Source organism: Leclercia barmai (genome assembly GCF_049312895.1).
GTDB classification, from domain to species: Bacteria; Pseudomonadota; Gammaproteobacteria; order Enterobacterales; family Enterobacteriaceae; genus Enterobacter; species Enterobacter barmai.
This window is the reverse complement of sequence record NZ_JBMNWZ010000001.1, coordinates 416193-433601: the sequence shown is the minus strand read 5'-3', so window position 1 is coordinate 433601 and position 17409 is coordinate 416193. Positions and strand designations below refer to the sequence as shown.

General features: G+C 54.2%; 19 protein-coding genes. 15 read left to right on the top strand and 4 right to left on the bottom strand.

Annotated features, from left to right (window positions below):
* Position 1: 1 nt before the first annotated feature.
* The 13 genes from lptE (at position 2) to lipA (ending at position 12379) form a co-directional block, all read left to right on the top strand.
* Positions 2-568 carry an LPS assembly lipoprotein LptE gene (gene lptE, locus ACOYA6_RS01980; protein ID WP_039031360.1) on the top strand — a complete coding sequence of 189 codons (567 nt, stop codon included), beginning with the start codon at positions 2-4 and terminating at the stop codon, positions 566-568.
* A complete protein-coding gene (gene holA, locus ACOYA6_RS01975; RefSeq protein WP_139564549.1) occupies positions 568-1599 on the top strand; it encodes a DNA polymerase III subunit delta in 1032 nt (343 codons plus the stop codon). The genes lptE and holA overlap by 1 nt, the downstream gene beginning before the upstream one ends.
* Before the next feature lies 1 nt (position 1600).
* A complete protein-coding gene (nadD, locus tag ACOYA6_RS01970; protein WP_422653943.1) occupies positions 1601-2254 on the top strand; it encodes a nicotinate-nucleotide adenylyltransferase in 654 nt (217 codons plus the stop codon).
* 270 nt (positions 2255-2524) lie between these two features.
* Complete coding sequence (gene rsfS / locus ACOYA6_RS01965; RefSeq protein ID WP_032617029.1) at positions 2525-2842, top strand: ribosome silencing factor; 318 nt, start codon at positions 2525-2527, stop codon at positions 2840-2842.
* Between the two features lie 3 nt (positions 2843-2845).
* Positions 2846-3313 carry a 23S rRNA (pseudouridine(1915)-N(3))-methyltransferase RlmH gene (gene rlmH / locus ACOYA6_RS01960; RefSeq protein WP_003858701.1) on the top strand — a complete coding sequence of 156 codons (468 nt, stop codon included), beginning with the start codon at positions 2846-2848 and terminating at the stop codon, positions 3311-3313.
* Positions 3314-3343: 30 nt separating this feature from the next.
* The gene (mrdA, locus tag ACOYA6_RS01955) at positions 3344-5245 is read left to right on the top strand and encodes a peptidoglycan DD-transpeptidase MrdA (protein WP_039031363.1); all 1902 of its coding nucleotides are present in this window, start codon (positions 3344-3346) and stop codon (positions 5243-5245) included.
* Positions 5246-5247: 2 nt separating this feature from the next.
* Positions 5248-6360 carry a peptidoglycan glycosyltransferase MrdB gene (gene mrdB, locus ACOYA6_RS01950; protein ID WP_039031364.1) on the top strand — a complete coding sequence of 371 codons (1113 nt, stop codon included), beginning with the start codon at positions 5248-5250 and terminating at the stop codon, positions 6358-6360.
* A gap of 10 nt (positions 6361-6370) precedes the next feature.
* Positions 6371-7495: an endolytic peptidoglycan transglycosylase RlpA gene (gene rlpA / locus ACOYA6_RS01945; RefSeq protein WP_341932757.1), complete on the top strand. Its 1125-nt coding sequence runs from the start codon at positions 6371-6373 to the stop codon at positions 7493-7495.
* A gap of 139 nt (positions 7496-7634) precedes the next feature.
* Positions 7635-8846 (top strand): D-alanyl-D-alanine carboxypeptidase DacA, encoded by a 1212-nt coding sequence (gene dacA / locus ACOYA6_RS01940; protein ID WP_039031366.1) that lies wholly within the window; start codon positions 7635-7637, stop codon positions 8844-8846.
* 107 nt (positions 8847-8953) lie between these two features.
* The gene (ybeD, locus tag ACOYA6_RS01935; protein ID WP_003022706.1) at positions 8954-9217 is read left to right on the top strand and encodes a DUF493 family protein YbeD; all 264 of its coding nucleotides are present in this window, start codon (positions 8954-8956) and stop codon (positions 9215-9217) included.
* A 92-nt stretch (positions 9218-9309) separates the two neighbouring features.
* Positions 9310-9951: a lipoyl(octanoyl) transferase LipB gene (gene lipB / locus ACOYA6_RS01930; RefSeq protein ID WP_039031367.1), complete on the top strand. Its 642-nt coding sequence runs from the start codon at positions 9310-9312 to the stop codon at positions 9949-9951.
* 302 nt (positions 9952-10253) lie between these two features.
* Positions 10254-11207, top strand: a complete 954-nt coding sequence (locus ACOYA6_RS01925) for a YbeF family transcriptional regulator (protein WP_422653942.1) — start codon at positions 10254-10256, stop codon at positions 11205-11207.
* A 206-nt stretch (positions 11208-11413) separates the two neighbouring features.
* Positions 11414-12379 carry a lipoyl synthase gene (gene lipA / locus ACOYA6_RS01920; RefSeq protein ID WP_138369603.1) on the top strand — a complete coding sequence of 322 codons (966 nt, stop codon included), beginning with the start codon at positions 11414-11416 and terminating at the stop codon, positions 12377-12379.
* 87 nt (positions 12380-12466) lie between these two features.
* Here the strand turns inward: lipA and tatE are convergent, their stop codons facing one another.
* Positions 12467-12670 (bottom strand): twin-arginine translocase subunit TatE, encoded by a 204-nt coding sequence (gene tatE, locus ACOYA6_RS01915; RefSeq protein ID WP_223074890.1) that lies wholly within the window; start codon positions 12668-12670, stop codon positions 12467-12469.
* Between the two features lie 125 nt (positions 12671-12795).
* Positions 12796-13584, bottom strand: coding sequence for a deaminated glutathione amidase (locus tag ACOYA6_RS01910; RefSeq protein ID WP_422653941.1), 789 nt, complete (start codon positions 13582-13584; stop codon positions 12796-12798).
* A 66-nt stretch (positions 13585-13650) separates the two neighbouring features.
* On the opposite strand from ACOYA6_RS01910, the gene crcB reads away from it, so the two are divergent.
* A complete protein-coding gene (gene crcB, locus ACOYA6_RS01905) occupies positions 13651-14034 on the top strand; it encodes a fluoride efflux transporter CrcB (protein WP_039031372.1) in 384 nt (127 codons plus the stop codon).
* A 219-nt stretch (positions 14035-14253) separates the two neighbouring features.
* On the opposite strand, the gene cspE is transcribed toward crcB, so the two are convergent.
* Both cspE and pagP read right to left on the bottom strand, forming a co-directional pair.
* A complete protein-coding gene (cspE, locus tag ACOYA6_RS01900; protein ID WP_002439184.1) occupies positions 14254-14463 on the bottom strand; it encodes a transcription antiterminator/RNA stability regulator CspE in 210 nt (69 codons plus the stop codon).
* A 190-nt stretch (positions 14464-14653) separates the two neighbouring features.
* Complete coding sequence (gene pagP / locus ACOYA6_RS01895) at positions 14654-15229, bottom strand: lipid IV(A) palmitoyltransferase PagP (RefSeq protein WP_251929718.1); 576 nt, start codon at positions 15227-15229, stop codon at positions 14654-14656.
* A gap of 736 nt (positions 15230-15965) precedes the next feature.
* On the opposite strand from pagP, the gene dcuC reads away from it, so the two are divergent.
* Positions 15966-17339, top strand: a complete 1374-nt coding sequence (gene dcuC, locus ACOYA6_RS01890; RefSeq protein WP_039031374.1) for an anaerobic C4-dicarboxylate transporter DcuC — start codon at positions 15966-15968, stop codon at positions 17337-17339.
* Positions 17340-17409: the final 70 nt, after the last annotated feature.

Here is a 17409-nt window from a genome sequence, read left to right as displayed (position 1 = left end):
CGTGCGACAACTGGCAACATTACTGTTATCGCTGGCGGTGCTGGTCACCGCCGGATGTGGCTGGCACCTGCGCAACACCACACAGGTGCCGGAACAGATGAAAACGATGATTTTCGATTCGGGGGATCCAAATGGTCCGCTTAGCCGTGCCATTCGTAACCAGCTGCGCCTTAACGGCGTTGATCTGATCGAGAAAAGTACGCTGCGCCAGGATATCCCGTCGTTCCGCGTCTTAAGCTCTACCCTGAGCCAGGACACCGCCTCCATCTTCCAGGATGGTCGTACTGCGGAATACCAGATGGTGATGGAAGTGCACGCTGCGGTTCTGATCCCGGGTAGCGATATTTACCCAATCAGCACCAAGGTCTACCGTTCGTTCTTCGATAACCCGCAGACAGCCCTTGCGAAAGACGCTGAGCAGACCATTATCGTGAACGAAATGTATGACAAGGCAGCGGAGCAGCTGATCCGTAAGCTGCCGAGCGTCCATTCCGCTGAAAAAGAGAACGCCCAGAAGGCTACACCTGCGGCATCCTCATCTCGCGTCTCCACGACGCTGGGTCAGTAATGCTCAGGTTGTACCCTGAACAACTCCGCGCGCAGCTCAATGAAGGGCTGCGCGCGGCGTATCTACTGCTCGGAAACGACCCACTTTTGCTTCAGGAGAGCCAGGACGCCGTTCGTCAGATTGCGGCCAGCCAGGGCTTTGAGGAGCACCACAGTTTCACTCTGGATAACAGCACCGACTGGCAGGAGATTTTCTCGCTCTGCCAGGCGATGAGCCTGTTTGCTGCCCGGCAAACCCTGCTTATTCAGCTCCCGGAAAATGGCCCTAACGCGGCCATCAACGAACAGCTTGCCACGTTGGTTAGTCTGCTGCACAGCGATCTGCTGCTGATTGTTCGTGGCAACAAGCTAACTAAGGCGCAGGAGAATGCCGCCTGGTTTACCGCTCTGGCAAACCATTCGGTGCAGGTATCCTGCCAGACCCCGGAGCAGGCACATCTGCCCAAATGGGTGGCGGCCCGGGCAAAACAGCTGAATCTGCAGCTGGATGACGCCGCGAACCAGCTACTCTGTTACTGTTACGAAGGCAATTTGCTGGCCCTTGCCCAGGCGCTGGAACGTCTGTCATTGCTCTGGCCGGATGGCAAACTGACCTTACCGCGCGTTGAGCAGGCGGTTAACGACGCGGCGCACTTCACCCCTTTCCACTGGGTCGATGCCCTGCTGTCCGCAAAGAGCAAACGCGCTCTGCATATCCTGCAGCAGCTGCGTCTCGAAGGCAGCGAGCCGGTTATTCTGTTGCGCACCCTGCAGCGCGAACTGCTGCTGCTGGTTACGCTGAAACGTCAGTCCGCGCATACGCCCCTGCGCGCGCTGTTTGATAAGCACCGGGTCTGGCAGAATCGCCGCGGCATGACAACTGAAGCCTTGAACCGACTGAGCCCGGAACAGCTGCGCCAGGCCGTTCAGCTTCTGACGCGCACCGAGCTGACCCTGAAGCAGGATTACGGTCAGTCGATCTGGTCTGAGCTGGAAAGCCTCTCCCTGCTGCTGTGCCACAAAGCGCTGGCCGATATCTTTATTGAAGGTTGAGATGCAATCTTTACAGGCACTCTATGGCGGCACCTTTGACCCGGTCCACTACGGGCATCTGAAACCGGTCGAGATCCTCGCCAACCAGATTGGCCTGCAGCGCGTCACGATAATGCCCAACAACGTGCCGCCGCATCGCCCGCAGCCAGAAGCCACTCCCGCCCAGCGCAAAGAGATGCTGGCGCTGGCTATTGCCGATAAGCCGCTGTTTGTTCTTGATGAGCGAGAGCTGCGCCGGGACAGCCCTTCGTATACCGCGCAGACTTTACAGGCCTGGCGCAGCGAACAAGGGCCGGAAAAACCGCTGGCGTTTATTATCGGTCAGGACTCGCTGCTCAATTTCCCCACCTGGTATCAGTATCAGACGATCCTCGATAACAGCCACTTAATCGTCTGCCGTCGTCCGGGCTATCCCCTGACGATGAAAGAGGAGCAGCACCAGCTGTGGCTGGAGCAGCATCTGACGTATCAGGTTGAGGATCTGCACAATCTGCCGGCCGGCAAAATTTACCTTGCGGAAACCCCCTGGTTTGATATCTCAGCGACGCTTATCCGCCAGCGTCTGCAGCAGGGACTCCCCTGTGATGAGATGTTACCGCTGCCGGTGTTAAGTTACATTCAGCAGCAGGGCCTGTATCAGAAAAGCAGCAACTGACTGGCGTGCGGGAGAAAAAGCGTGCCATTCGCGCTCTCGCCATTGACACCCCCGTCCAGGCTGATATCCTCCGCAGCCAGACTTCCCGCCAGCACGGTTTTACAAAAACTGTTTTACAAAAATGGCGATGCAATCTCCGGCATAGGGTGGGATGATACCCGCCTTCGCATGCCCGTCCGGTGACATTTGTCCCGACACTGCAGCCAGTTCAGGTATACTGTCTGGCTACGAATTTACAGTTATTCAATCTCACTCTCCCAGGGGGAAAACTTGCAGGGTAAAGCACTCCAGGATTTTGTTATCGACAAAATTGATGATCTGAAAGGTCAGGACATCATTGCCATCGACGTTCAGGGCAAATCAAGCATCACCGATTGCATGATTATCTGCACCGGCACCTCCACTCGCCATGTTGCTTCCATCGCTGACCATGTGGTTCAGGAATCTCGCGCTGCCGGCATGCTGCCGCTCGGCGTTGAAGGCGAAGCCACCGCTGACTGGGTCGTCGTTGACCTTGGCGATGTGATTGTCCACGTCATGCAGGAAGAGAGCCGTCGCCTGTATGAGCTGGAAAAACTCTGGGGTTAATGCGTGAAGCTGCAACTGGTAGCCGTCGGTACAAAAATGCCCGACTGGGTACAAACGGGGTTTACTGAATATCTGCGTCGTTTTCCAAAAGACATGCCGTTTGAGCTGGTGGAGATCCCCGCTGGCAAACGCGGCAAAAATGCGGATATCAAGCGTATTCTCGATAAAGAGGGTGAACTGATGCTGGCTGCCGCAGGCAAAAACCGCATCGTCACTCTCGATATTCCGGGTAAACCCTGGGATACGCCGCAGCTGGCGCACGAACTGGAGCGCTGGAAGCAGGACGGTCGCGACGTCAGCCTGTTAATTGGCGGTCCGGAGGGATTATCCCCCGCCTGCAAAGCGGCAGCAGAACAAAGTTGGTCTCTCTCCGCGTTGACGCTTCCCCACCCGCTGGTCCGGGTTCTGGTTGCTGAAAGCCTCTATCGCGCGTGGAGCATCACGACCAACCACCCTTATCACCGTGAGTAATGATTAAGTCTTGGGTAGATTAAGCAGCGGATGAAACTACAGAATTCTTTTCGCGACTATACGGCTGAGTCCGCGCTGTTTGTGCGCCGGGCGCTGGTCGCCTTTTTGGGGATTTTGCTGCTGACGGGCGTGCTGATCGCCAACCTCTATAATCTGCAGATTGTCCGTTTTACCGATTACCAGACCCGCTCCAACGAAAACCGCATCAAACTCGTCCCCATCGCCCCCAGTCGCGGCATTATCTATGACCGTAACGGTACGCCGCTGGCGCTGAACCGCACGATCTATCAGATTGAAATGATGCCTGAGAAGGTCGATAACGTGCAGCAGACGCTTGATGCGCTGCGCAGCGTGGTGGATCTGAACGATGACGATATCGCCGCCTTCAAAAAAGAGCGTTCGCGCTCGCATCGCTTTACGTCGATCCCGGTAAAAACCAACCTCACCGAAGTGCAGGTTGCCCGTTTCGCCGTAAACCAGTACCGCTTTCCCGGCGTGGAAGTTAAGGGCTATAAGCGTCGCTTCTACCCGTACGGTTCCGCGCTGACGCACGTCATCGGCTATGTCTCGAAAATTAACGATAAAGACGTCGACAGGCTGGATAAAGACGGCAAGCTCGCCAACTACGCGGCAACGCACGATATCGGCAAGCTGGGTATTGAACGCTATTACGAAGACCTGCTCCACGGCCAGACCGGTTACGAAGAAGTTGAGGTCAACAACCGCGGCCGTGTGATCCGCCAGTTGAAAGAGGTGCCGCCCCAGGCCGGGCATGACATCTATCTGACCCTGGATCTCAAACTCCAGCAGTATATCGAAACCCTGCTGGCGGGCAGCCGTGCGGCGGTCATTGTGAGCGACCCGCGCAGCGGCAGCATTCTGTCGCTGGTGTCGACCCCAAGCTATGACCCGAACCTGTTCGTCGATGGTATCTCCAGTAAAGACTACTCTGGCCTGCTCAACGATCCGAACACGCCGCTGGTCAACCGCGCGACGCAGGGTGTCTATCCGCCTGCGTCAACGGTGAAACCGTACGTGGCGGTCTCCGCCCTGAGCGCAGGGGTGATCACCCGCAATACCGGCCTCTTCGACCCGGGCTGGTGGCAGTTGCCGGGTTCCGAAAAACGCTACCGCGACTGGAAAAAGTGGGGCCACGGCCACCTGAACGTCACCAAATCGCTGGAAGAATCGGCGGATACCTTCTTCTACCAGGTCGCCTACGACATGGGTATCGACCGTCTGTCCGAGTGGATGGGCAAATTTGGCTATGGCCATTACACCGGGATCGACCTGTCGGAAGAGCGCTCCGGCAACATGCCAACCCGCGAATGGAAGCTGAAACGCTTTAAAAAGCCCTGGTATCAGGGTGACACCATTCCGGTGGGGATAGGCCAGGGCTACTGGACCGCGACCCCGATTCAGATGAACAAAGCGCTGATGATCCTTATCAATGACGGGGTGGTGAAAGTGCCGCACCTGCTGATGAGCACCGTTGAAGACGGCAAAAAAGTGCCATGGTCGCAGCCGCATGAGCCGCCGGTGGGTGATATCCACTCCGGCTACTGGGAAATTGCCAAAGACGGGATGTACGGCGTTGCCAACCGCGCGAACGGTACGGCGCACAAGTACTTTGCCGGGGCTCCGTATAAAATCGCGGCAAAATCCGGTACCGCGCAGGTCTTCGGCCTGAAGGCGAACGAAACCTATAACGCACACAAAATTGCTGAACGTCTGCGTGACCACAAGCTGATGATTGCGTTTGCTCCTTATGATAACCCGCAGGTTGCGGTGTCGATTATTCTGGAAAACGGCGGTGCCGGCCCGGCGGTCGGTACCATTATGCGCCAGATCCTTGACCACATTATGCTGGGTGACAACAACACTGAATTGCCGAGCGAGAGCCCGGCTGCCGCTGGCGCGGAGGACCAATAATCGTGACCGATAATCCGAATAAAAAATCGCTGTGGGACAAGATCCACATCGACCCGGCCATGCTGCTGATCCTGCTGGCGCTGCTGGTTTACAGCGCTCTGGTTATCTGGAGTGCCAGCGGTCAGGATCTCGGGATGACCGAACGTAAGATCGGCCAGATCACCATGGGTCTGGTGATCATGGTGGTGATGGCGCAGATCCCGCCGCGCGTCTATGAAGGCTGGGCGCCCTATCTCTACATTTTCTGTATTATTCTGCTGGTAGCGGTAGATGCCTTTGGTGCCATCTCGAAAGGCGCGCAGCGCTGGCTCGACCTGGGTATCGTGCGTTTTCAGCCCTCCGAGATTGCGAAAATCGCCGTCCCGTTAATGGTGGCGCGCTTCATCAACCGTGATGTTTGTCCACCGTCGTTGAAAAATACTGCGATTGCGCTGGTGCTGATCTTCCTGCCTACGTTGCTGGTTGCAGCCCAGCCGGACCTCGGCACCTCGATTCTTATCGCCCTTTCCGGCCTGTTCGTGCTGTTCCTCTCCGGGCTGAGCTGGCGGCTTATCGGGATTGCGGTGGTGCTGGTCGCGGCCTTTATCCCGATTCTGTGGTTCTTCCTGATGCACGATTATCAGCGTCAGCGCGTGATGATGCTGCTTGATCCGGAGAGCGACCCGCTCGGAGCAGGCTATCATATTATACAGTCGAAGATTGCGATCGGCTCTGGCGGCCTGCGCGGTAAGGGCTGGCTGCACGGTACTCAGTCACAGCTTGAGTTCCTGCCGGAACGTCATACCGACTTTATCTTCGCGGTTCTGGCCGAAGAGTTGGGCCTGGTGGGCATTTTGATTCTGCTGGCGCTCTATCTGCTGCTAATCATGCGTGGATTATGGATCGCAGCCCGCGCGCAAACCACCTTTGGTCGCGTCATGGCCGGTGGCTTGATGTTGATTTTATTCGTTTATGTTTTCGTAAATATTGGTATGGTGAGCGGTATTCTGCCGGTGGTTGGCGTACCGCTTCCCCTGGTGAGTTACGGAGGCTCGGCCCTGATTGTACTGATGGCCGGGTTCGGGATCGTCATGTCGATCCACACACACAGAAAAATGTTGTCAAAAAGCGTATAAGGGGCACGCAATGCGTAAGCAGTGGTCTGGGATCTGCATCGCAGTGAGTTTACTGGCAGCCTGTACAAGTGACGATGGTCAGCAGCAAGCGACCGTCGCACCGCCGCAGCCAGCCGTATGTAATGGACCGGTGGTTGAGATCAGCGGAGCCGATCCGCGTTTTGAACCACTGAGCGCTACCGCGAATCAGGATTACGAACGTGACGGTAAAAGCTACAAAATCGTTCAGGATCTGTCCCGATTCAGTCAGGCAGGCCTGGCGGCGATTTATGATGCCGAGCCGGGAAGCAACCTGACCGCATCCGGTGAAGCCTTCGATCCGATGCAGCTGACGGCTGCGCATCCCACCCTCCCCATTCCGAGCTACGCGCGTATTACTAACCTGGCGAATGGCCGGATGATTGTGGTGCGTATCAACGACCGTGGCCCTTACGGCAACGACCGCGTTATTTCGCTGTCACGCGCAGCGGCTGACCGTCTGAACACCTCAAATAACACCAAAGTCCGGATCGACCCGATTATTGTCGCCCAGGACGGCTCTCTGTCCGGCCCGGGTATGGCCTGTACCACTGTGGCTAAACAGACTTATGCCCTGCCCGCGCGTCCCGACCTGAGCGGCGGTATGGGTAGCGCGTCGTCCGCATCCGAACCGATGCCTGCAGAGGGTGACGTGCGCCCCATCAGCAACGACACGCTGAAAAGCGAAGACAGCATGGGCGCGCCGGTCAGCAGCAGCGGCTTCCTCGGTGCACCGACGACCCTCGCCTCTGGCGTGCTGGAAGGCAGTGAACCGCCAGCGCCACAGCCGGTTGTCACCGCCCCTGTGAACCAGACGGCGCCGGTCACGGCGCCTGTCTCTGCCCCAGTTCAGGCTCCGGTTGCGGCCCCTGTTTCCGCCCCTGCTCAGGCCGGTGGCTATGTCGTTCAGGTTGGCGCAGTTAGCGATCGGGCGCGTGCTCAGCAGTATCAGCAGCGTCTCGGCCAGCAGTTTGGCGTTCCGGGTCGCGTTGAGCAAAATGGCGCGGTCTGGCGTATCCAGCTTGGCCCGTTTGCCAGCAAATCTGAGGCCGCTGCGTTACAGCAACGCCTGCAGAATGAAGCGCAGTTACAGTCGTTTATCGCTGTTGCGAAATGATTAATCAGCGGTATCCGAATTGTCAGTATTTGTAATGCTGATTCACACTCTCATGCTGAAAGTCGGATGCCTGCCTGTATAGCATTTGCTATAGTAAGGCACTTTTTTTAATTCCATCACGGATGTCGTTGTTCTGACCATGAAGACCACTTTCTCCGCTCGTTTTATGCAGCGCATGGCGCTCACTACGGCGCTTTGCGCAGCCACGCTCTCTGTTGCTCACGCCGATGACCTGAATATCAAGACCATGATCCCGGGCGTTCCGCAGATCGACGCGGAATCCTACATCCTGATCGACTACAACTCCGGCAAAGTGTTGGCTGAACAGAACGCTGACGCACGTCGCGACCCGGCCAGCCTGACCAAAATGATGACCAGCTATGTCATCGGCCAGGCGATGAAAGCAGGTAAATTCAAAGAGACCGACCTGGTCACCATCGGCAACGACGCGTGGGCCACCGGCAACCCGGTATTCAAAGGCTCATCCCTGATGTTCCTGAAACCGGGCATGCAGGTTCCCGTCTCTCAGTTGATCCGTGGTATCAACCTGCAGTCCGGTAACGATGCCTGCGTGGCAATGGCCGATTTTGCCGCCGGCAGCCAGGACGCTTTCGTTGGTCTGATGAACAGCTACGTGAGCGCGCTGGGTCTGAAAAATAGCCACTTCCAGACCGTTCACGGCCTGGATGCGGACGGTCAGTACAGCTCTGCGCGCGATATGGCGCTGATTGGCCAGGCGCTGATCCGTGACGTGCCGAACGAATACACCATCTACAAAGAGAAAGAGTTCACCTTTAACGGTATCCGTCAGACCAACCGCAACGGCCTGCTGTGGGATAACAGCCTGAACGTTGACGGCATCAAAACCGGTCACACCGATAAAGCGGGTTACAACCTGGTGGCCTCAGCGACAGAGGGCCAGATGCGTCTGATCTCTGCGGTAATGGGCGGCCGTACCTTCAAAGGGCGTGAAACCGAAAGCAAGAAACTGCTGACCTGGGGCTTCCGCTTCTTCGAAACCGTGAACCCGCTGAAAGCAGGTAAAGAGTTCGCCTCTGAACCGGTCTGGTTCGGTGATAACGACCGTGCCTCACTGGGCGTGGATAAAGATCTCTACCTGACCATTCCCCGTGGCCGTATGAAAGACCTGAAGGCCAGCTATGTGCTGAACTCCAGCGAGCTGCACGCCCCGCTGCAGAAAAACCAGGTTGTCGGTACCATCAACTTCCAGCTCGATGGTAAAACCATCGATCAGCGCCCTCTCGTGGTGCTGGATGAAATCCCTGAAGGCAATTTCTTCGGCAAAATCATTGATTACATTAAATTGATGTTCCATCACTGGTTTGGTTAAGAATTGAACACTTGAAAGTGTGATTTCTGTCCCCATATACTATGTAACCTGATAACTCCCACCCGACGTGGGAGTTATTATTTTTTTGACGTACTGCCGGAGCTCCCATGAAAACCAAACTTAATGAACTGCTTGAATTCCCTACTCCTTTTACTTACAAAGTAATGGGACAGGCGTTGCCTGAGCTGGTTGATCAGGTGGTTGAGGTAGTACAGCGCCATGCGCCAGGTGACTACTCTCCGACGGTGAAACCCAGCAGCAAAGGCAACTACCATTCCGTTTCGATCACCATCACTGCCACGCATATTGAACAAGTCGAGACCCTGTATGAAGAGCTCGGCAACATCGATATCGTTCGCATGGTGCTGTAACGCCTTTCGGTTACCCGCATCGCCGGGTAACCTGTTTCACCTCTGTGATATACTCCCCGCTACAGTTTTTTCCTTCGTTCGGAGAGATCGTTTTGTATCAGGACACCCTTCTCGTTCGCCAGCTTGGGCTGCAGCCCTATGAGCCTGTCTCCCAGGCTATGCATGAATTTACTGACACACGCGACGAGAACACGCCGGATGAGATCTGGCTGGTAGAGCACCCCCCCGTATTTACCCAGGGTCAGGCGGGCAAAGCCGAGCATCTGTTGATGCCTGGCGATATTCCGGTTGTCCAGAGCGATCGTGGCGGGCAGATTACCTATCATGGGCCGGGTCAACAGGTGATGTATGTTCTGCTCAACCTGAAGCGCAGGAAGCTCGGCGTGCGTGAACTGGTGACGCTACTTGAACAGACGGTGGTCAATACGCTGGCTGAATTTGATATTGAAGCGCACCCGCGCGCAGACGCCCCGGGCGTGTATGTCGGCGAAATGAAAATATGTTCTCTCGGTCTGCGAATTCGTAAAGGGTGTTCTTTTCACGGTCTTGCCCTCAATATTAATATGGATCTTTCGCCTTTCCAGCGCATCAATCCTTGCGGTTATGCCGGGATGGAAATGGCGCAAATGCGCCAGTGGGTAGAGAACATTACGCCCGAAATCGTACAACCACATTTAGTTAACTCTTTTTTAGCGCTGCTAAACAATCCGCCGCATAAATATATCCCTGCTTAATGACTTTCCGCATTTGGCTCATTTATTTTATGAGCCACTCTTATTCCACTGCATTTATCCTTTACATTAATTCACAGATTCTATATTTTCAAAACACCCGCAACCTAACTGCGTATACGCGATCGCCTGCTTTCTGCATCGACAGGGCCACCCGGTCGGTGCGATTATGCCTGCGCAAAAACCAGACAACCCCATGAGTTTACTTAACATTCTTAATTCCTTGAAACTGTTTAAGCATAACAATAAGCACATTATTTAAATTCAACTATTATTTATATTGTGAATACATACGGAGGGACAGCGTGGATAATAATATTCTTCCAGAAAAGCGCTTGAGCGATCCAGGCAGTGATGCAAAGCCACAAATTTTTCGGACTTTACGTAATATAGATCTTAATTTATTGACGATTTTTGAGGCCGTATATGTACACAAAGGGATCGTTAATGCTGCGAAAATTCTGAATCTCACTCCCTCAGCAATTAGTCAGTCTATCCAGAAATTGCGCACCATTTTTCCCGACCCGCTGTTTATCCGTAAAGGCCAGGGCGTGACGCCTACCGCCTATGCCACGCATCTGCATGAATATATCAGTCAGGGGCTTGAATCCATCCTCGGGGCGCTGGATTTAACCGGCAGCTACGACAAGCAGCGAATCATCACCATTGGCACAACGCCAGCCATAGGCGCGCTGGTGATGCCCCTGATCTACCAGGCCGTGAAGACGCATGCGCCACAGCTGATGTTACGCAATATCTCGGTTAATGACCCCGAAGCGCAGCTCAGCCAGTTTCAGACCGATCTGATCGTGGACAGCAACACCCTGAATGCCCGGGCCTTAAGCCGCCACGTGCTGTTTGCAGATAAGCTACTTCTGATCTGTCGCAAAGGGCATCCGGCGCTGCAGGAGGAAGTTACGGTTGAAAATCTGCAGCGCTACGAGCAAACGCTGCTGCTGATGGAGGGGCAAAACCTCAACGGACTGCGACAGCGCGTTCAGGATATTTTCCCGGAACGTCTGGTGAATTTCAGCAGTTACAATATTTTTACCATTGCCGCCCTGGTTGGCAGTAGCGATCTGCTGGGTATCATCCCGGAGCGCCTGTTTAATATGGTGCGTCACTGCTGGCCGGTGGAACAGATCCCCTTCGCCCCGCTGAATGCCGAGTCCGTCGAAATCTCGCTGTATTACAATAAGCTGAGCATGCGCGACCCGGTGCTGGAAAATCTGATAAACGTTATCCGCCAGGCCTTTTAATCGGGGCCATCCCACGTAAAGTTGCGCTGAACCACGCAAAAAGCACTAAACAACAACTATTTTACAATTTGGCGACCGGGCAGGCTGCTTTATCGTCCGTATCAATGATATACTGCCTGTCGTTCGTTCAAAAATAGTTGATAAATACAACATTCCCTTGAATTGAAACGCTTTCCTTCGATTTTCGCAACTGGAAGACGCACGCTATGAGTAAACCCATTGTGATGGAACGCGGTGTTAAATACCGTGATGCCGATAAAATGGCCCTAATCCCGGTTAAAAACGTGGCTACGGAGCGCGAAGCGCTGTTAAGAAAACCGGCATGGATGAAAATTAAACTTCCGGCGGACTCTTCGCGTATTCAGGGAATCAAAGCGGCGATGCGCAAAAACGGCCTCCACTCCGTGTGTGAAGAGGCCTCCTGCCCGAACCTTGCCGAGTGCTTTAACCACGGTACCGCGACCTTCATGATCCTCGGCGCCATCTGTACCCGCCGTTGCCCGTTCTGTGACGTTGCCCATGGTCGTCCTGTCGCCCCGGATGCCAATGAACCGCAGAAACTGGCCCAGACTATCGCCGACATGGCATTACGCTATGTGGTTATTACCTCCGTTGACCGCGACGATCTGCGCGACGGCGGTGCTCAGCACTTTGCTGACTGTATTAATGCCATTCGTGAAAAGAGCCCGTCCATTAAGATTGAGACGCTGGTTCCTGACTTCCGTGGCCGTATGGACCGTGCGCTTGAGATCCTCAACGCCAATCCGCCAGACGTGTTTAACCACAACCTGGAAAACGTACCACGCCTCTATCGTCAGGTTCGCCCGGGCGCAGATTACAACTGGTCGCTGAAGCTGCTGGAGCGCTTTAAAGAAGCCCATCCGGATATCCCGACTAAATCAGGTCTGATGGTCGGTCTCGGTGAGACTAACGAAGAGATTGTTGAAGTGATGCGCGACCTGCGCCGCCACGGCGTCACCATGCTGACCCTGGGCCAGTATCTGCAGCCAAGCCGTCATCACCTGCCGGTGCAGCGTTACGTAAGCCCTGAAGAGTTTGACGAGATGAAAGCCGAAGCGATGGCGATGGGCTTTACCCATGCTGCCTGCGGTCCGTTCGTGCGTTCCTCTTACCATGCCGATATGCAGGCGAAAGGCGAAGAAGTGAAGTAAACCCGTCACAAAAGTTTACAGTTCACCCATAAAAAAACCGGCTTACAGGCCGGTTTTTTTCTTTCAAAAGCCATATGGCAATTGCCGTTACTCTTTGTGAGAGAGTTTCTCGGCTGCGATATCCGCGTCGGCAGGTTTCTTCGCCGTTGCGTCATCGTCATTCATCGCCTTTTTAAAGCCTTTGATGGCAGCACCCAGGTCTCCGCCCAGCGTACGTAATTTTTTGGTACCAAACAGCAGGACAACCAGTGCGGCTACCACCAGCAGTTTGGTAATACTAATTTCACCCATAGATACCTTCTTGACGTAAACAGGCTGCATTGCGCGCCTTAAAAACCCGACCTTATTAACGGTCATTTGACGCCCGCACACAATAGCAATCTGTAACAAGGTGAATCAAGCGTTGTTTAAAAAACTCACAATAATTGCGGCGGCGCGAAGCGTCGGTTGCGCAGGACCGGCAACTGCTGGCGCGCCTGGATGATACGTTCCCGGCTAATCTCTGCCAGCAGCAGCGCAGAACCCTCGGCGGCTGCCGCTATCGTTACGCCAAGAGGATCGATTATGCGGCTCTGGCCGATATTCTTATTGCCGCACTCCCCTGCCGCTATCACATAGCAGGTGGTGTCCAGCGCGCGGGCTGCCAGCAGCGTAGACCAGTGGTGCTCCTTGAGCGGCCCTCTGACCCAGGCCGCAGGCAGGACCAGCACTTCTGCCCCCGCCAGCGCCAGGTTCAACGCCATCTCCGGAAAGCGCAGATCGTAGCAGGTCATTAATCCAAGATGGATGCCGTCGATTTCAATCAGCGGCGGTACAACCGAGCCAGCATCAACCAGTCTGGACTCCTGAATACTGAACGCATCATAAAGATGAAGTTTGGCGTACTGCTCTACGATCCTGCCGCCGCGCAGGGCAACAAGAGTATTAATCGCTCTGCCCGCAGTAGAAGGGACATGCACGGTCAGCACCGTGGTCAGGTTATTACGCGCGCTCTCGGCCAGCAGCAGCGTCAGAAAACCTCCGTCAAGCTGCTGGGCTGACTTTACGGAGAGGTCAGGATCGTTGTCGTCCCTCGCCAGCAGCGCTTCCGGCAGCACCAGCAATGATGCCCCCTGCTCTGCCGCCTGAGCCATCAGTGAAACGCAGGTTCCGGCATTTTTTTGCCAGTCCGCTGTTACTGCAAATTGTCCAACCGCAACGTACATATTTTCCCCCTGCATTAAACGGCGTTACACTCATAGCCCTTACACATCAAACAGCAGGTATTGTTCGTGTTTCAACTACTTTTAGCCGTTTTTATCGGTGGGGGCACAGGAAGCGTAGCGCGCTGGCTATTGAGCATGCGCTTTAATCCGCTTCATCAGCAGATCCCGTTCGGCACGCTGACAGCCAATCTCCTGGGCGCATTTATTATTGGCCTGGGGCTGGCGTGGTTCAACAGAATGACTCACATCGATCCGGTCTGGAAAGTATTGATTACCACCGGCTTCTGCGGCGGGCTGACCACCTTCTCGACATTTTCAGCAGAAGTGGTGTTTCTGTTACAGGATGGGCGGGCGGCATGGGCGCTGCTGAACATCGCCGTCAACCTGCTGGGCTCGCTAATGATGACCGCGCTCGCATTCTGGTTAATTTCTGCGGTTAACGCGCATTAAATACCCAGGCCTTAATGTTGGCTTAATTTTTCTCAGGCACCCTGTCACCACATACACTGAGGGGTGTCGCCATGAAAGAGAAAATAACAAGCGCGGGGATGGTATTGCTGAGCCTGGCGATCGTTGCCAGCTTTTTGAGACTGTACTTGTTCAGCTAAGACAAAACGAAAAAAACCCGCTCAATGAGCGGGTTTTGAAATTCTGGCTGTCTCGTCTGAATTACAGAGCGATTACGTTAGCAGCAGAAGGGCCTTTGGCACCGTTAGTGATTTCAAACTCAACGCGCTGACCTTCAGCCAGAGTTTTGAAACCATTGCTCTGGATTGCAGAGAAGTGTACGAACACGTCTTTGCTGCCATCTTCCGGAGTAATGAAACCGAATCCTTTGGACTCATTAAACCACTTAACGTTACCTTTAATCTTAGACATCAAAATTACCTTTACATGAAAATTGGACACAAATGCTGTGTCGGGTATCAGTACAACAATTGTGAGCGGTTTTGTCCAGCGCCTTTTTGAAGAAAAGTGACAAAAGTCGCGTTAAATTTTGCGCCCCAATTTTTATCCTTTACGATTCAACAACTGGCTATTAAATCGCCAGTACGTAAAGTTTTTTCAGTTAAAACTGGAACCGCATCCAGGCGAAGTAAACGTTACCGTTGTTATAGGTTCCGGGGATGTAGGTCATCTGGAAGGTCGCCGGACCATACCCTATGGAGGCCAGCGGCAGGGCAAGCGGAATGGGGATGTAATTCCAGTTATCGCGCGCCGTCACTGCGGCGGTAAAGCCAAGTCCCACATGGAAGTTGTCATCGGCCAGCGGACGCCAGGTTTTCTCCCAGCCGTAGCCTGCAATGGGCTCCCATTTATTGTATGAGTCTTTGAACGCCATCGCGTAAAGGCCGTGCCAGTTCCCTTTTTCATCCCAGCGTGACTGACCGAAGCCAGCCCCCCACGGACGCTCGTTGTAGCGATCGGTCTTCTCTTTGTCGTAAGCAAAGCGGGCATGCCAGGTGATGGCGGGTACATAAAGATCGTAATGCTGGGGTTCTTCCCAGGTTTCAACCATATCGTTGTGGATAGTTTTGACCCAGGCTCTGAGAGGAGGTACGTCTTTAGCCGTTGCCGCAGTAGAAAAAGGTAACTGAGCAAAAATAAAAGAAAAAATAAGGACAGGCTTATTAAAAAATTTCACAATAAAATTACCATTCTCATATTCACTGCGTGTTCTTGCACAGAATAGATGAATGAAAACCTGACAGCATTGGCGTAAATCTTAATTATTAACTCGAATGGATAAGAATACTCCTGGTAATACAACACACGCTTAAGGAGTAATTAAGCGCTGATTAAGAAATATTATGTTGATGCAACAACTTATACAGCAAAGTACAGCTAACACCACTGCCGGTGGCCCGCCACCACTGCCTTAGCGCATCGAGGCGGCTGTGCACTAGCGCAGATGGACATGGAGGTGCAAATCGGTTTCTTCAATGAATCATCATTTTATTAAATACAGCAGCATAATAATGCTGAACTATGCCATGCATTCTGAGCACGATAAATTCACAATTTATGCGGCGGAAAACAAAACATTAACTCGTCGTCATGACACGTTTATCCAGGACATTTTAAACCTCAGCTAAACCAACACAAATATAATCTTTATTATCTCAGTAGCACTATTTTCAGCAACGCAATACCCTGCCTGCCCCCTGGTCATTCGCACCGAGCGACAAAGGCCCCACAACAGGACCAACCAGCGCAGATAAATCGCGCAGCAGCAGCAAAATCGGGAGGAACGCCCCTTTAGTAGTAGATTTATTGATTTTAGTCAGCGAGGCCGGGCCATTATTTCGGCACATTTTGTCACCTTATTTTCATTGTTTATTTATCCTTTCGCTCTGGGGCGGCGGGAAACAGAGGGATCCATGCTAACGTTTATCGAGCTCCTGATCGGGGTGATAGTCATTGTCGGCGTCGCACGCTACATTATCAAAGGTTACTCCGCTACCGGGGTGCTGTTTGTCGGCGGTCTTGCGCTGCTTATTGTCAGCGCCCTGATGGGACACAAGGTGCTTCCGTCCAGCGCCACCAGCACCGGCTACACGGCGACCGACATTATTGAGTACATCAAAATCCTGCTGATGAGCCGCGGTGGCGATCTGGGGATGATGATCATGATGCTCTGCGGGTTTGCCGCCTATATGACCCACATTGGCGCCAACGATATGGTGGTCAAGCTGGCCTCGAAGCCGCTGAGCTACATCAACTCCCCTTACCTGCTGATGATTGCCGCCTATTTCGTGGCCTGTCTGATGTCGCTGGCCGTCTCGTCGGCAACCGGCCTGGGCGTACTGCTGATGGCGACCCTGTTCCCGGTGATGGTTAACGTGGGGATCAGCCGCGGTGCGGCAGCGGCTATTTGTGCCTCTCCGGCGGCGATTATTCTCTCGCCTACCTCCGGTGACGTGGTGCTGGCCGCCAAAGCCGCCGAGATGCCGCTGATCGATTTCGCCTTTAAAACCACCCTGCCGATCTCGATTGCCGCCATTATCGGCATGGCGATTGCGCACTTCTTCTGGCAGCGCTACCTCGATAAAAAAGAGAACATCTCTCACGAGCGTCTCGACGTCAGCGAAATCACCACTACCGCCCCTTCCTTCTATGCCATTCTGCCGTTCACGCCGATTATCGGGGTGCTGATTTTCGACGGCAAATGGGGCCCGGAGCTGCATATCATCACCATCCTGGTGCTCTGCATGCTGATTGCCGCGGTGCTGGAATTTGTGCGCGGCTTCAATACCCAGAAGGTCTTTAGCGGCCTGGAAGTGGCCTATCGCGGCATGGCGGACGCCTTCGCCGGCGTGGTCATGCTGCTGGTTGCGGCCGGGGTCTTTGCCCAGGGACTGAGCACCATCGGCTTTATCCAGAGCCTGATCTCGATTGCCACCTCCTTCGGTTCGGCGAGCATTATCCTGATGATGGTGCTGGTGGTGCTGACCATGCTGGCGGCGATGACCACCGGCTCCGGTAACGCGCCGTTCTATGCCTTTGTGGAGATGATCCCGAAGCTGGCGCACTCGTCCGGCATCAACCCGGCCTATCTCACCATCCCAATGCTGCAGGCCTCCAACCTGGGCCGTACCATCTCCCCGGTGTCCGGCGTGGTAGTCGCCGTGGCCGGGATGGCAAAAATCTCGCCGTTCGAAGTGGTGAAACGCACCTCTGTTCCGGTGCTGGTTGGGCTGGTCATCGTCATTATTGCCACTGAAGTGCTGGTGCCTGGCACCGCCGTGGGTTAAGCCATCCCACAGCATAAAGCGCCTGCGGGCGCTTTTTGTGCTTTAATAACTCCCAGCAATATTTTGCTTA

Excerpts from the sequence above, each read along its gene's own strand:
- holA (WP_139564549.1), top strand. The coding sequence starts at position 568 with ATGCTCAGGTTGTACCCTGAACAACTCCGCGCGCAGCTCAATGAAGGG.
- nadD (WP_422653943.1), top strand. The coding sequence starts at position 1,601 with ATGCAATCTTTACAGGCACTCTATGGCGGCACCTTTGACCCGGTCCAC.
- mrdA (WP_039031363.1), top strand. The coding sequence starts at position 3,344 with ATGAAACTACAGAATTCTTTTCGCGACTATACGGCTGAGTCCGCGCTG.
- rlpA (WP_341932757.1), top strand. The coding sequence starts at position 6,371 with ATGCGTAAGCAGTGGTCTGGGATCTGCATCGCAGTGAGTTTACTGGCA.
- dacA (WP_039031366.1), top strand. The coding sequence starts at position 7,635 with ATGAAGACCACTTTCTCCGCTCGTTTTATGCAGCGCATGGCGCTCACT.
- ybeD (WP_003022706.1), top strand. The coding sequence starts at position 8,954 with ATGAAAACCAAACTTAATGAACTGCTTGAATTCCCTACTCCTTTTACT.
- lipA (WP_138369603.1), top strand. The coding sequence starts at position 11,414 with ATGAGTAAACCCATTGTGATGGAACGCGGTGTTAAATACCGTGATGCC.
- tatE (WP_223074890.1), bottom strand. The coding sequence starts at position 12,670 with ATGGGTGAAATTAGTATTACCAAACTGCTGGTGGTAGCCGCACTGGTT.
- ACOYA6_RS01910 (WP_422653941.1), bottom strand. The coding sequence starts at position 13,584 with ATGTACGTTGCGGTTGGACAATTTGCAGTAACAGCGGACTGGCAAAAA.
- cspE (WP_002439184.1), bottom strand. The coding sequence starts at position 14,463 with ATGTCTAAGATTAAAGGTAACGTTAAGTGGTTTAATGAGTCCAAAGGA.
- dcuC (WP_039031374.1), top strand. The coding sequence starts at position 15,966 with ATGCTAACGTTTATCGAGCTCCTGATCGGGGTGATAGTCATTGTCGGC.